Origin of the sequence: Bradyrhizobium sp. (assembly GCF_030654605.1) — a bacterium.
GTDB lineage: Bacteria > Pseudomonadota > Alphaproteobacteria > Rhizobiales > Xanthobacteraceae > Bradyrhizobium.
In genome coordinates, this window is the sequence record NZ_JAURXB010000258.1 from 1 (window position 1) to 12,742 (window position 12,742).

The following is a 12,742-nucleotide window of genomic DNA, read 5'->3' on the forward strand; positions in this document are numbered from 1 at the left end:
CGGGGATGCGATGGACGCGGACGGCGCCCCTGACCAGGGCGCTCGAGGCGGATGGCAAAGACGTGTGGTCCTGACACCCTAAGGCTGGTGTCAAGTTCGCAGCTCAAGGCAGCGCGGGCGACGGTGGCAAAAGTGCAGAGCTCACCGGGGAGAGCGCGTTATAAGCCGTAAACCATTGCGCGGGGAGTGCCGGGTGATTCCGGTGTGACCTGACTAACGCGTGTGCGCTCTACCAATACCCATTGCACACGCGGCGATCGGGCGCATCGGGCGCCCGGCCTCCCCGCGCCCTCTGACTGGAGGGCAAGGAAATTTGATGGCAAACCTCGGGTGCGTCGCGCCGCGAGAATGCAAAATTGCGGCTACGAACATGCGGGTGCTTGAATCGGACCGAAGCTCTCACAGCGTCATTGCGAAGCGTGCCCGCCGAAGCCCGCCTTCGAGCGAAGGCGAACGCGACGAAGCAATCCATCATCAACCGGTACCGCGGTGAAATGGATTTCTTCGTCGCAAGGGTTCCTCGCAATGACATTGGTGGGTTTGGCGCACACTGCGCGCACCACCACCGCTGTCATCGTCCGGCTTGACCGGACGACCCAGTATTCCAGAGACGTCAGCGATTGAATCGAGGAGCCGCGGCGTACGGGGTCCTCCGCCTTCGCGGAGGACGACGACGGTGGATGGTCTACGCGCCCCGTTACGCCGCGCGGATCTTGCCGAGGAAGTCGTCGACCTGGCCGCGCAACTGCTGGGTCTGGTCGCCCAGCATCTCCGAGGCGGTCTTGACGTTCTGCGCTGCCGCGCCGGCGGCATCGGCGCCGGCGCTGACGCCGCTGATGTTCTCGGACACGTTCTTGGTGCCCTGCGCCGCCTGCTGGGTGCTGCGGGTGATCTCCTGGGTGGCGGCGCCCTGCTCTTCGACGGCCGCGGCGATCGCGGTGGCGACCTCGTTGACTTCGCCGATGATGCCGCCGATCCCCTTGATCGCTTCGATCGCCTCGCTGGCGACCTTCTGCATGTCGGCGATCTGCTCCGAAATATCCTCGGTCGCCTTGGCGGTCTGGCTGGCCAGCGATTTCACTTCGGACGCCACCACCGCGAAGCCGCGCCCGGCCTCGCCGGCGCGGGCGGCTTCGATGGTGGCGTTGAGCGCCAGCAGGTTGGTCTGCGACGCGATGTCGTTGATCAGGCCGACCACTTCGCCGATCCGGCTGGCGGTCTTGGCGAGGCCCTGTACCGTACTGTCGGTCGCCCTCGCCTGGCTGACGGCGCGGCCGGCAATCCCGGCGGCATGCGCGGCCTGCCGCGAGATATCATTGATCGAGGCACTGAGCTCTTCGGCGGCGGAAGCCACGCTCTGCACGTTCATCGAGGCTTCGCCCGAGGCCCTGGCGGCGACCTGCACGCTGGCGTTGGTCTGGGTGGAAACCGCCGCCATGCCGTCCGAGGTTGTCCGCATCTGGTTGGAGGCGTCGCCGAGTTGCTGAAGCGCCCCGCGCACATGGCTCTCGAATTCGCCGATGTAGCTTTCGACGGCCTGCTGCCGCGAGGCGGCACCGGCATTGCGCTCGCGCTCCTGCTGTTCGATCCGCATCTTCTCGACGGCCTGCTGCTTGAATGTGGCGAGCGCGCCGGCCAGCGATCCGATTTCGTCCTGGCGCTCGGCATAGCCGGCATCCACCGACAGGTCGCCCGCGGCAACCTTCAGCATGCCATCGCGAATGGCGTGCAGCGGCGTGATGACGCGGCGGCCGACCAGCATCATGCTGCCGATCGCCAGCGCGAGCGCCGCGGTCAGCAACAACATATCGAGGATCAGGGATTGCCGCGCCGAAGACCACTGCCCCGCGGCGTGGCGCTTGGCCTCGTCGAGCGCGCGCTCGGCAAGCGCGACCGCAACGCCGAGTCGCCCGATCGCGTCGGGGCTCCATTGCGCCGACGTCACTTCCGGCTTCTCGCCGGCAATCAGCGCTGTCAGCACTCGATCGGAGAATGCCATGTATTGCGGTTCGAAATAGGCCTTCTTGGTTGCGGCCATGGCCTCGACCAGGCTGGCCGGCAACTGGGTTCCCGCCACCATGGTTTCCAGAGCCTTCCAGGCGTACTCCGTCCCGATGGTGAACTTGGTGTAGGTCTGGCGCGCTTCCGGCGGCAGGCGGCCGGCATTGAAGCCTTGGGACAACAGCACGGCGGCCTGGCCACCGGTATCGCGGACCAGCCAGGCGATCTGCTTGATCGCCAGCAATTGATCGACCACGGGGTCGACATGGCTCACGGCGGCGGAGAGCTGGGTGACCAGCTTTTCCAGCGTCTGCAACAACGTGGTCGCGGCATCGGCATATTCCTTGCCGAGCGCTGCCCGGCGCGACGCCTTCGGCTGGGCGATCGCCGCGATGGATTCGGTCTGCAAGGCCTTCAACGTGTCGAACTGCCGGGTCAGCAAGGGAAGCAGCGTGGCTCGCTCCGGAAACTCGACCGTTGCGACGAGATCCGACAGGGATTGCAGCGCCGGGTTGATGACGTCGCGATAGCCTTGCTGCGTCTTCAGCGCGTCGGCCGTGATGACGTCGGCGCTGCCCAAATTCGTACTGGTGGTTGCACGGTCGGTGCGCAGATTGCTCATCGCCTTGAAGGCATGGGCCGAACCCTCCGCGATGACGGAGATGCGGGAGGCGGTTTGCAGCCGGCCCCAGGAGTCCCACGCGGTCATGATGAGAAAAGCCACGACGCAGGCCGCCATTACGGCGATGACGGACTTGAGCAACGCAGAAATGGTCAGACGATTCAGCATGAGGATCTCCAGTTGGGTGTCCAGTTAACGCCGAATGGTAAAGAATTCCGGTTCCCGGCGTCCCCGGTGAACTACGGGTGCAACGTCGATGCCGCGCCCGCGCAGGCCATCGACGACGAACCGCGCCAGCCGGATGCCCATCCGGTCGGAGCGATACGAACCGCAGACACGAGAATGCGATGGCTCTTGGCACCATCCTGCCACGCCAGGAATCCCATCGCGCCAGGGCGGAGCCGGCGATGCTGAAACCGCATCCCGGATCAGGATTCCCGTAAACCTCACCTTAATTCACACCTGATTAAAGCGCCTTACCGTAAAGCGTCCAGCGTCTTCATCCCTCGTGATCGGCCCAAATCCCATGAAAATCGGTACCCTGCTGACCGCCGCCATCGTCTCCCTGTCCGCCGTCGGCGGCGGGCTCGCCGTTTACGTGGCCGTTTCGAAATACCAGACGATGGACAAGGTTTCAGTCGCGCAAAGCCGGCTCGAAGTGGTTCGGGCGGTCGGCGAAATTCCGCGCTATCTCAACCCCGAGCGCGGCTACTCGACCAACATCCTGTACGGGCCGCCGGCCGTGGACCCGAAGATGCGGGCGCAGCTCAACGACAAATACCGCAAACAGACCGACGGCGCGCGCGACGGGATGAACGCAATCCGCAAGAACCTGTCCGGTGCGCTCGACGATGGCGCCGCCGTGGGCAGCGCGATAGATGAGCTGAACAAGAAATTTTCCGCACTTCGCGAGTCGATCGACAAGGCGATCGACGGTCCGGCCGAGGCCCGCAAGGACGCCGCCCGGAAGATCGTCGCCGATAACGCCGTCTTCAATACCGCCGTCACCGCGCTGCTCGACGAGCAGGTCCGCAAGATGGCCCAGCTCGACGGCGACGCGTACCGGCAGGCAAGCTACGCCAACATCGCCTGGACGCTGCGCGACGTCGGCGGTTACAACGCCAGCGTCCACAAGAACCTCGTGGGCTCCAGGCGCGTGGCGACTGAGCCTGAGAAGATGGAACTGAGCCGCGCCCAGGGCCGGGCCGATCAGATCCTGATGTCGCTGCAGCAGTTGCGCGGCAATCCGGCGACCCCCGCCAACGTCGCGGCGGCGCTCGAGAAGATGAACGAGGCCTATGTCGGGCGCTTCGGCCAGGAATTGAAGCTGGTCAAGGACGGCGCCGTCAGCGGCAAATACGAGCACGACGAGAATGCCTTTTTCGCGGAATCGCAAAAGGGTCTCGGCTCGGTCATCGGAGTGCGCGATGCCTTCTACGGCAACGCCGAACATATCCTCGAAGCGGCCGGGTCTTCCGCACGCTTGAGTTTCCTGATTGCGCTCGCGGGGCTCATCGCGGTCGCGGTTGCGAGCGTCGGCCTCGTGATCATGGTCCGTCGCCGCGTCTGCCAGCCTATCGTGGACCTCACCGCAACGATGTCGCAACTCGCCAGCGGCGACGTCTCCGGCGAAATTCCCGGCGTTGACCGCAGCGACGAGATCGGCGCGATGGCGGCTGCCGTCGGCGTCTTCAAGCACAACAAGATCGAGGCCGATCGTCTCACCGCGGAGCAGGAAGCCGAGAACGAGGTCAAGATGCGGCGCGCCCGCGTGCTCGACGATCTCACCCGCGCCTTTGAGGCCAAGGTGACCGAACTGGTCGGCGGGCTGTCCACGGCCTCCGCCACGATGGAAACCACCGCGCAGTCGATGTCGTCGACCGCGTCGGCCACCAACCGTCAGGCCGGAGTAGTGGCCGCCGCCTCCGAACAAACCTCGACCAACGTGCAGACGGTCGCCAGCGCCACCGAAGAGCTGACCTCGTCGATCTCGGAAATCGCGCGCCAGGTCACGCAATCCACCGAGATCGCGGCGCGCGCGGTCGACAATGCCCGCCGCAGCGGCGATACCGCGCGTTCGCTGGCCGAGGGCGCGCAGAAGATCGGCGACGTCGTGACGCTGATCCAGAGCATCGCCGCCCAGACCAACCTGCTGGCGCTGAACGCCACCATCGAGGCGGCACGCGCCGGCGACGCCGGGCGCGGGTTTGCCGTGGTGGCCTCCGAGGTCAAATCGCTGGCCGGCCAGACCGCCAAGGCCACCACCTAAATCTCCGAACAGATCGCGGCCATTCAGGCCGCGAGCGACGAAACCGTGCAGGCGATCAAGAACGTGGTCGACGTCATCACGGAGATCGACCAGATCGGCATCGCGATTGCGTCCGCCATCGAGGAGCAGGGCTCGGCGACGCGGGAAATCTCGCGCAGCGTCCAGGAAGCCGCGCGCGGCACCCAGGAAGTGAACGCAAACATTTCCGGTGTGCAGCGTGCCGCCGACGACACCGGCTCGGCCGCCAATCAGGTGCTCGGCGCCGCCGAGCAATTGTCGTCGCAATCGCGCGATCTGGCCGGACAGTTCAACCGCTTCCTCTCCGAGGTCCGCGCCGCGTAAATCGGGGAAAAGCGCGGAACGCTGCGCGTTCAGGAACTCACGGCTTGCCGCGCGGCGGAAACACCTGATTGCTGAAGGGCTGCTCGGTGGGCACCCGCATCTGGATATAGCCGCGGTCCATCGATTGATGGCAGCCGTTGCAGCCCACGGTCAGCTCACTGAACAACTTCGCAAACCGCTTGCCGTCCTTTGCGGCAATGGCTTCGCCGATCGCGTCGATCGGCGCCGTCATCGTCGCCACGTTGTTTACGGGGATGCCGTCATACATCACGGCGGCTTCCACCAGGCCGGCCCTGAGCTGGCGAAGCTCGTACGCCGCCAATTCCCAATTCTGGGCCTTGCCGGCGAACGACAGCTTGATGTGCCGCAACTGGATATCGTTCATGATGTCGCCGAGCCGCGGCAGAAATTGCTCATTCACCGGCGATTTGGTCACCGATTGAGCGCTGGCGGTCAGCGGGAAGGCGCCAACCAGGAGAATCCCAATCAATCCGCGAAGTTTCATTCGATCCTCCAACCGTCCCTTTCGACAGAATCTTATACTGTCGCGCTTGTTGCGCTCTATTGATATCCATCAAGGCGTCTCCGCGGCTGGCCAGGGTCGGGCACGGGTCGGGCCAGACTGCCGAATCAACTGGAGGACGTCGTGCAAGCCTTTTTCCTGTATGCCCTCGCGCTTGGCGCCGGCGTCAGCGTGGCCGTGCAACAGGTGCTGAACGGCGCCTTGCGGACCGCGCTCGGCTCACCCGCCTGGGCGGGCTTCGTCAGCTATCTCGTCGGCCTGCTGACGATGATCGTCGTGCTGTTCGCGCTCGGCGAACGCCTGCCATCCTGGAAGGCGGTGGCCGATACGCCGTGGTGGACATGGTCGGGCGGCGTGCTCGGCGGCGTGTTCATCCTGCTGATGATCCTGTTGCTGCCCTCGCTCGGCGCGGCCACCCTGATCGCGCTGGTGGTTGCGGGCCAGATGGCGGCCGCGATCATGCTGGACCATTTCGGCGGGTTCGGATTGGCGTCGCATCCGGTCAGCCTGTCGCGCCTCGCCGGCGCGGCGTTGCTGATCGCCGGCGTCGTCCTGATCAAGGACTGAAAGGCTCCAGCCCGGACTCCCGCAGCGCCGGTACCGCCTCGGGCGAGGCCAGAAACGTGAGGAGCCGGTCGGATGACGCCACATTGTTCGACGCCGCAAGGCGACCGGCGGAAAATACCGCCGGGCTCTGCAGCTCGCGCGGGATCGGCCCGACGACCTCGACACCACCGACCAGCTTCAATTCGCTGATCTGCTGCACCGCGAGGTCCGCCTGGCCGGACACCAGCAATTCGGCGGTAAAACCTTGCGGAATGATTTTCGCGCGAGCGTTGATTTCGGCGGCGATCCCCAGTCGATCGATCAGTTGCGTGAACAAGATGCCGCTGGCGCCGAGGCGCGAATAGGCTACCGACCGCGCGCCGAGCAACGTCGCCCGAAGTGCGGCTTCCGTCGCGATATCGGGATGCCCGGCGCCGGCCTTTACCGCGATGCCGACATAGGAGCGCGCCAGATCGGCGCAGCTCGCCGCGACCACCGTTCCGCAGACGGCGAGATCGTCGAGCGCTTCCTTGGTCAGGATCACGACGTCGGCCCCCTCGCCGCCGCGCAGGCGTTCCAGCAGCGCCAGCGTCGGCGCGAAATCGGGATCGATGCGCACGCCGCTTTCCGCTTCGAACCGGGCGGCAAGGTTGCCCACCGCGCCCTTCAGGGCCAGCGTCGAAAGAATCCGAACCGGTTTTGTCATCGGCCTATGCCGGCCGCATCAGCTTGAGCACCGCGGTCAGGCGAAGGCTGCGCTTGCCCGCCAGCGCGGTCGCTTCCAGCAGAGCACCGCTGATGTCACAGGTGCCGGCAAAGCCGATGCCGACCTCATGGCCGCCGAAGATCGGATGCTCGCTTTTGGCCGGCGTGTGCTCCTGATTGAGGATCTCGCCTCTCCAGCGGCCGTTCGCCGACGTATAGGTGCCGAGATAGTAGAAGAACGCATCGCCGCCGAGGATGCGGCCATCATGCAGCAGCATCACCCCGGTGAGGCCGCCATCGACGCCGTCGAGCATCCTGATGTGAACGGAATAGAGCCCGTTGACGATGCCGCCCTCGCCGACCGCATCGATGGGCGACGCGATCTCATCGGCGATCGGAGTCATCACCGAACGGAACACCGCACCAGGCATTTGCGGCGAGCCGCCCTCGAAATGATAGATATCGCCGATCGCCCTGCCGCGAACGTCGATCGTGGCGATGTCGGAGCCCAGCAGCGACTGGTAGTTGGGATCGTCGTTGTGGCGGTGGCTGGTGATCTCGGAGATGACGACGCCGTCGGCCTCGCGATAGCTGCCATAATGTGCGAACGCCGAATTGCCGCCGAGCATGCTGCCGCCGCGGGCGTACATCACGCTGCGGCCGACCGCGTCATCGACCTGGAACCTGACCTTGTAAAACCCCTCCAGCAAAAACCCGCGTCCCCCAACCACTGCGATGCAATCCAGCTATCTAACGCGGTTCGCGCGGCGAGGAAACGGGTTTGAACGGCAGGTGCTCAAACGCAAAGATCCGCCAAAGCGTTTGCGCCTTGGCGGATCAGATTGCGGCCCGGACGCCCCCCGGGTCCGGGCCGAAAAAGCAAAGCTCAGGCGGCGGCCGCCTTGGCGGTGGGAACCGAAGCGATCGTCTTCAGGATCTGCGAAGCGATCTGGTAGGGGTCGCCTTGCGAGTTCGGGCGGCGATCTTCCAGGTAACCCTTCCAGCCGTTATTGGCGAAAGAATGCGGCACGCGGATCGAGGCGCCGCGGTCGGCGATGCCCCAGCTGAAGGTGTCGATCGAGGCCGTCTCGTGCTTTCCGGTCAGGCGCAGGTGGTTGTCCGGGCCGTAGACCGCGATGTGATCGGCGCGGTTGGACTTGAAGGCTTCCATCAGTTTCTCGAAATAGTCCTTGCCGCCGACTTCGCGCAGATAGGTGGTGGAGAAGTTGGCGTGCATGCCGGAACCATTCCAGTCGGTGTCGCCGAGCGGCTTGCAGTGGTATTCAATGTCGATGCCGTAGCTCTCGGTCAGCCGCTGCATCAGATAGCGGGCGATCCACATTTCGTCGGCGGCCTTCCGGGAGCCCTTGCCGAAGATCTGGAATTCCCACTGGCCCTTCGCGACTTCGGCGTTGATGCCTTCGTGATTGATGCCGGCGGCGAGGCAGAGATCGAGATGCTTCTCGACGATCTCGCGGGCGACCGAACCGACATTCGAGTAGCCGACGCCGGTGTAGTACGGTCCCTGCGGCGCGGGATAGCCGTCATTGGGAAAACCGAGCGGGCGGCCGTTCTTGTAGAAGAAATACTCCTGCTCGAAACCGAACCAGGCGCCCTCGTCGTCGAGAATGGTGGCGCGCTTGTTGGTGGCATGGGGGGTCTTGCCGTCGGGCATCATGACTTCGCACATCACCAGCGCGCCGTTGGTACGCGCAGCGTCCGGATAGATGGCGACCGGCTTGAGCACGCAATCCGAACTATGGCCCTCGGCCTGCATGGTCGAGCTTCCATCGAAACCCCACAGCGGCAATTGCTCCAGCGTCGGGAACGAATCGAATTCCTTGATTTGGGTTTTGCCGCGCAGATTTGGCGTCGGCGCATATCCGTCGAGCCAGATATACTCGAGCTTGTACTTTGTCATTGAGCTCTCTCATGTTGATGATGCGTGCGGAAACCGAGACCCTATTGGCCACCACACACGTACCCGGCCCCCATCGGCCACTCCTTACCAAGCAATTAAAGTGCCAGTCGCTGCAATGCGGCAGGGATCGGAGTGAAGGAATCCGCCCCCTCACCGGCAAAAAATTTGGGAAATCGGGTGCGGCAAAGCCGCGCGGTTTGAGGCGCCGGCCAAGGCCAGGAGGGACCGACTGCGGCCTGCAAAACGCCTGAAAACTCAGCATTCGGCCGTCCGCCCCTTGCTCGGATTAAATCCGCGCCAGCCGTCCGGAGCATTTTCTCTCCACACCTGCGGCGTCCCGCAACCATGCCGAGGGCTTAAGCGTTGGTCAGCCAGAGCCTGCTTCCCTGCAAGCAAAATCCGGAATGCCCAGAATCTATACAGGAAGTGATTTTGTTTTGATCATGTTGCACTTGCCGAGGGCACCAACGATATCGGGATCAGTAACCATCCGAGAACGAGTCGGGCGCAGCATTATCCCCCGCGCGCCGCGCATCAGGAGAGACTGAGATGAATACGAGTTTAAATCACGGGTCCGCCAAGATCTACCAGTTCCCTGCCGGGGGCCGCTCGGCACTCGGGGGACGTCGTTATGAAAATGCCGACGCCGTCACCGACCTTGCTTCGTCGCGCGCCAGCGAGGTTGCCGTCGGCGGCGCCTGGTACCATGACGCAGCGATCCAGGACACCAAGCCGGTGCGTGAGCGCTGATGCCCGGTGCAGACACGATGCTGACGTACCGGCGATGGCTGGTGCGATCCAAGGAGCGGAACAAGGGTCGAAACGAAAACGTTTCGGCCCTTTTTCAATTGGTCTCGCACGCCGTCACCGGCCGTTTGCCGTGCTTGAGCCTGGTCCCGGCCTTGTTGATCGTCAATGTCACGCCACGGCCGGAATAGCGCGAGCCCGACAGCCACAGGCGCTTGTCCAGCGTCACTGCCTTGCCGTCGATCTGCATATGCGCGCGCTTGTCGTACTGGAAAAATCCAACGATGAACTGGGAGCCGTCGCCGCAGCTATAGTTCCGCCAGGTCGTCTGTGCGAACGTGGGCGATGCGCCGGCCCCGACAACCCACAGTGCCGCACCGATAACAATGCTCTTGCGTCGATTCATCCTGCCCCCCGTAAGCCCCAAGTATAGACCGGACCCATTCCGTCAGGCGATACGCCTGTTCCGCCTTTTCCCCGACGCACCGGATGGCCTAAGCTGAACTGATGTCAGATTCCCCCGCCCGTCACCTCAACCTCGCCGGCGCCAGCAATTTCCGCGACCTCGGCGGCTATACCGCCCGCGACGGCCGCGCCGTCCGCTGGCGGCAGATTTTCCGCTCCAACCATCTCGGCCACCTCACCGAAGCCGATATCGAGGTGCTGCGCGGCCTCGGCGTCAGGCGCGCCTTCGATTTCCGCGGCACCGAGGAGCGCGCTGCCGCGATCTGCGGGGTTGAGGAGATCGCTGTCCATTCGCTGCCGGTCGAGCCGACCGTCGTCGCAGCACTGCGCGCGCGGCTCGCTACCGGCGTGCCGTTGTCAACGACCGACGCCCTGGAGGTGATGCGCGATTCCTATCGCAACTATGTGCGTCAGAACACACCGGCCTTTCGCGCGCTGTTCACCCATCTGGTCGGGGACCACGCGCCGCTGGTGATTCACTGCACCGCCGGCAAGGATCGCACCGGGTTCGCCTGCGCGCTGATCCTGCATGCGCTTGATGTGCCTGACGACCTGATATCGGAGGATTACCTGCTCACCAACCGCTTCTACCGGCGCGACCCCTCCGCCAGCAGCAACGACCTCCCCGAGGAGGTCAAGCAGGTGCTGGCCTCGGTGGAAGCTTCCTTCCTTGCCGCCGCCTTCGAGGCGATCGGCGCCGACTACGGCACGCTCGAAAATTATTTCAGCGAGGGATTGCGCCTCGGCGCGGCGGAGCGCGCTGAACTCAAGGCGCGCTACCTCGAATCATGACGCGCGATATGGCCGTCGAATGCCGGTCCGGCATCTTCACGGGCTTTTCAGCTAGGCGGCGGCTTCCATTTCCGCTTCGGCGTCGAGGTCGGCGATAACGTCCTCGAAGGCCGAGATAGCTTGCTGAACCGCTGCGATCTGCATCAACTCCCAGCTGTTGATCGGGCCGTTGCGATTTTGCAGCGCGACAATCAGATCCCGCCGTTGCTCCTTAAGCTGAACAAGCGGTAAACCGTGGTCGGGTAGATTTCCCATCGTGAAGGCCCCTGCCCAGTGATTGGACCAGCGAAAGCTAGCGCGATATTTCTGCGGTCCGCTTACAGAACTCCGACAAATTTTACCGATCGGCCACCGTAACACTACGGGGCAAGACCGTGGCACGCAGACTGCGCCTGGGCGCCAGCTCGAAATCACGAGAGTACTGTCAAGCGAGTTCGCCCGAATATAGTGTGAATCCAGCCTGCCCCTCACCGGAGACCCTCCATGGACGGAAAAGTCGTTATCGTGACCGGCGCCTCGGGTGCGCTCGGCAGCGTGGTTGCGGAAGCAGCCCTTGCGCGTGGCGCGCGGGTGGCGGGCCTCGACCACGCGGCATCGCAGCTTTCGGCGACGGCCAACCGGATCGAACTCGGCGGCGTCGATCTGTCCGATGCCACCGAGACCGGCAAGGCTATCGACGCCGTCGTGGCGCATTTCGGCAAGCTCGATGCGCTGATCAATATCGCCGGCGGATTTGCGTTCGAGGCGGTCGCCGAGGGCGATCCCCGGACCTGGCAACACATGTATGCGCTCAACGTACTTACCGCGCTGAATGCGTCGCGCGCCGCGATCCCGCATTTGGTTGCCTCGGCTTCGGCGCGGATCGTCAATATCGGCGCGATCGGCGCGCTGCAGGCCGGCGCCGGCATGGGCGCCTATGCCGCGTCCAAGGCCGGCGTGCATCGCCTCACCGAGGCGCTCGCCGCCGAGTGGAAAGGCAAGATCACGGTCAACGCCGTGCTGCCGTCAATCATCGACACATCGGCCAATCGCGCCAGCATGCCGAAAGCGGATTTCACCAAATGGGTGACGCCGCAGGAACTCGCCGACGTGATCCTGTTTCTCGTCAGCGACGCCGCCAGCGCCGTCACCGGCGCGTTGCTCCCGGTAAGCGGGCGGGTTTAGCATTCCACGACGCTGAGATGGCCCTGCCGGCCATAGTCGAGTAACACTCGATCGCGGGTGATCAGCGTTGCGCCAAGGTCGCGCGCGGTAGCTGCAATAATCCGGTCGGCCGGATCGCGCGGCGGCTTGCCCGGCAAGAACGACGAAGCGATCAAGACATCCGGCGACATTTCGGCAAGCTGCACGCCCCGCGCTTCGAACAACCGCGCGAACCAGCGCTGCGGCGTGATCAAGAGTTGCACCCGCCCGCGCGACAAATGCCGCTCGCCCTGCTGCCTGCCCTTCAGCGCGAGCGTGATCGTGTCGGTCTTGAACAGCGGCTGGAAATTCGGATCGTCGTAGTGGCGCATCGCCGAGATTTCGACCGTCACCTCGCCGCCGGATTCCTGATAGGTGCCGACGAATGAAGGCTGAATTGCCGCCCAGCATCTTGCCGTCAAAGCAATAGAGCACGCCGCGGCGCGCGCCGTGCACGGTCTTCATCTCGACCTTGTAGAGTCCCTGCAGCATAGCCGCTCCGGCCTCGGCGAAACGCAGCGCAACCCGCGCCTCCCCTGGATTCGCGGGCCAGCCATCCGACGTTGACTGCCTTGTCCCGGCGCCATGCTAGCCGCTCCCCGGCCCTTTGATCAAATCCCCGGAACG

12 protein-coding genes and 1 pseudogene are annotated in these 12,742 nt (G+C 64.3%); 5 read left to right on the forward strand and 8 right to left on the reverse strand.

Annotation, left to right across the window (positions count from 1 at the left end; genetic code table 11):
• Positions 1–697: 697 nt before the first annotated feature.
• Positions 698–2,791, reverse strand: a complete 2,094-nt coding sequence (locus tag Q7U29_RS23055) for a methyl-accepting chemotaxis protein (RefSeq protein WP_304745144.1) — start codon at positions 2,789–2,791, stop codon at positions 698–700.
• Positions 2,792–3,149: 358 nt separating this feature from the next.
• Here Q7U29_RS23055 and Q7U29_RS23060 point away from each other — a divergent pair.
• A pseudogene (locus Q7U29_RS23060) lies at positions 3,150–5,234 on the forward strand (methyl-accepting chemotaxis protein).
• Between the two features lie 37 nt (positions 5,235–5,271).
• Here the strand turns inward: Q7U29_RS23060 and Q7U29_RS23070 are convergent.
• Positions 5,272–5,739 carry a hypothetical protein gene (locus Q7U29_RS23070; protein WP_304745150.1) on the reverse strand — a complete coding sequence of 156 codons (468 nt, stop codon included), beginning with the start codon at positions 5,737–5,739 and terminating at the stop codon, positions 5,272–5,274.
• A 141-nt stretch (positions 5,740–5,880) separates the two neighbouring features.
• On the opposite strand from Q7U29_RS23070, the gene Q7U29_RS23075 reads away from it, so the two are divergent.
• Entirely contained in the window at positions 5,881–6,324 is a 444-nt protein-coding gene (locus Q7U29_RS23075; protein WP_304745152.1) for a DMT family transporter, read from the forward strand.
• Here the strand turns inward: Q7U29_RS23075 and Q7U29_RS23080 are convergent.
• From Q7U29_RS23080 to Q7U29_RS23090, 3 genes are all read right to left on the reverse strand, one after another.
• The gene (locus Q7U29_RS23080; protein WP_304745154.1) at positions 6,314–7,009 is read right to left on the reverse strand and encodes a substrate-binding domain-containing protein; all 696 of its coding nucleotides are present in this window, start codon (positions 7,007–7,009) and stop codon (positions 6,314–6,316) included. The two genes, Q7U29_RS23075 and Q7U29_RS23080, sit on opposite strands and share 11 nt — an antisense overlap.
• A 4-nt stretch (positions 7,010–7,013) precedes the next feature.
• A complete protein-coding gene (locus Q7U29_RS23085) occupies positions 7,014–7,718 on the reverse strand; it encodes a GrlR family regulatory protein (protein ID WP_304745156.1) in 705 nt (234 codons plus the stop codon).
• Positions 7,719–7,894: 176 nt separating this feature from the next.
• The gene (locus Q7U29_RS23090; protein WP_304745158.1) at positions 7,895–8,929 is read right to left on the reverse strand and encodes a glutamine synthetase beta-grasp domain-containing protein; all 1,035 of its coding nucleotides are present in this window, start codon (positions 8,927–8,929) and stop codon (positions 7,895–7,897) included.
• A gap of 549 nt (positions 8,930–9,478) precedes the next feature.
• Here Q7U29_RS23090 and Q7U29_RS23095 point away from each other — a divergent pair.
• The gene (locus Q7U29_RS23095; RefSeq protein ID WP_304745160.1) at positions 9,479–9,679 is read left to right on the forward strand and encodes a DUF2735 domain-containing protein; all 201 of its coding nucleotides are present in this window, start codon (positions 9,479–9,481) and stop codon (positions 9,677–9,679) included.
• Positions 9,680–9,773: 94 nt separating this feature from the next.
• Here Q7U29_RS23095 and Q7U29_RS23100 read toward each other — a convergent pair whose 3' ends face one another.
• Complete coding sequence (locus tag Q7U29_RS23100) at positions 9,774–10,082, reverse strand: MliC family protein (RefSeq protein ID WP_304745161.1); 309 nt, start codon at positions 10,080–10,082, stop codon at positions 9,774–9,776.
• A 101-nt stretch (positions 10,083–10,183) separates the two neighbouring features.
• On the opposite strand from Q7U29_RS23100, the gene Q7U29_RS23105 reads away from it, so the two are divergent.
• Complete coding sequence (locus Q7U29_RS23105) at positions 10,184–10,933, forward strand: tyrosine-protein phosphatase (RefSeq protein ID WP_304745163.1); 750 nt, start codon at positions 10,184–10,186, stop codon at positions 10,931–10,933.
• Positions 10,934–10,984: 51 nt separating this feature from the next.
• Here Q7U29_RS23105 and Q7U29_RS23110 read toward each other — a convergent pair whose 3' ends face one another.
• Entirely contained in the window at positions 10,985–11,188 is a 204-nt protein-coding gene (locus Q7U29_RS23110; RefSeq protein WP_304745165.1) for a hypothetical protein, read from the reverse strand.
• 228 nt (positions 11,189–11,416) lie between these two features.
• Between Q7U29_RS23110 and fabG the strand changes: the two genes are divergently transcribed.
• Entirely contained in the window at positions 11,417–12,097 is a 681-nt protein-coding gene (gene fabG / locus Q7U29_RS23115; RefSeq protein WP_304745167.1) for a 3-oxoacyl-ACP reductase FabG, read from the forward strand.
• Here fabG and Q7U29_RS23120 read toward each other — a convergent pair.
• Positions 12,094–12,537, reverse strand: a complete 444-nt coding sequence (locus Q7U29_RS23120; RefSeq protein ID WP_304745169.1) for a type II toxin-antitoxin system VapC family toxin — start codon at positions 12,535–12,537, stop codon at positions 12,094–12,096. The genes fabG and Q7U29_RS23120 overlap by 4 nt on opposite strands.
• Between the last annotated feature and the right edge of the window lie 205 nt (positions 12,538–12,742).

What these genes read in the sequence shown, in the direction of transcription:
- Q7U29_RS23055 (WP_304745144.1), bottom strand. Translation starts at nt 2,791, where the DNA reads ATGCTGAATCGTCTGACCATTTCTGCGTTGCTCAAGTCCGTCATCGCC.
- Q7U29_RS23070 (WP_304745150.1), bottom strand. Translation starts at nt 5,739, where the DNA reads ATGAAACTTCGCGGATTGATTGGGATTCTCCTGGTTGGCGCCTTCCCG.
- Q7U29_RS23080 (WP_304745154.1), bottom strand. Translation starts at nt 7,009, where the DNA reads ATGACAAAACCGGTTCGGATTCTTTCGACGCTGGCCCTGAAGGGCGCG.
- Q7U29_RS23090 (WP_304745158.1), bottom strand. Translation starts at nt 8,929, where the DNA reads ATGACAAAGTACAAGCTCGAGTATATCTGGCTCGACGGATATGCGCCG.
- Q7U29_RS23095 (WP_304745160.1), top strand. Translation starts at nt 9,479, where the DNA reads ATGAATACGAGTTTAAATCACGGGTCCGCCAAGATCTACCAGTTCCCT.
- Q7U29_RS23100 (WP_304745161.1), bottom strand. Translation starts at nt 10,082, where the DNA reads ATGAATCGACGCAAGAGCATTGTTATCGGTGCGGCACTGTGGGTTGTC.
- Q7U29_RS23105 (WP_304745163.1), top strand. Translation starts at nt 10,184, where the DNA reads ATGTCAGATTCCCCCGCCCGTCACCTCAACCTCGCCGGCGCCAGCAAT.
- Q7U29_RS23110 (WP_304745165.1), bottom strand. Translation starts at nt 11,188, where the DNA reads ATGGGAAATCTACCCGACCACGGTTTACCGCTTGTTCAGCTTAAGGAG.
- fabG (WP_304745167.1), top strand. Translation starts at nt 11,417, where the DNA reads ATGGACGGAAAAGTCGTTATCGTGACCGGCGCCTCGGGTGCGCTCGGC.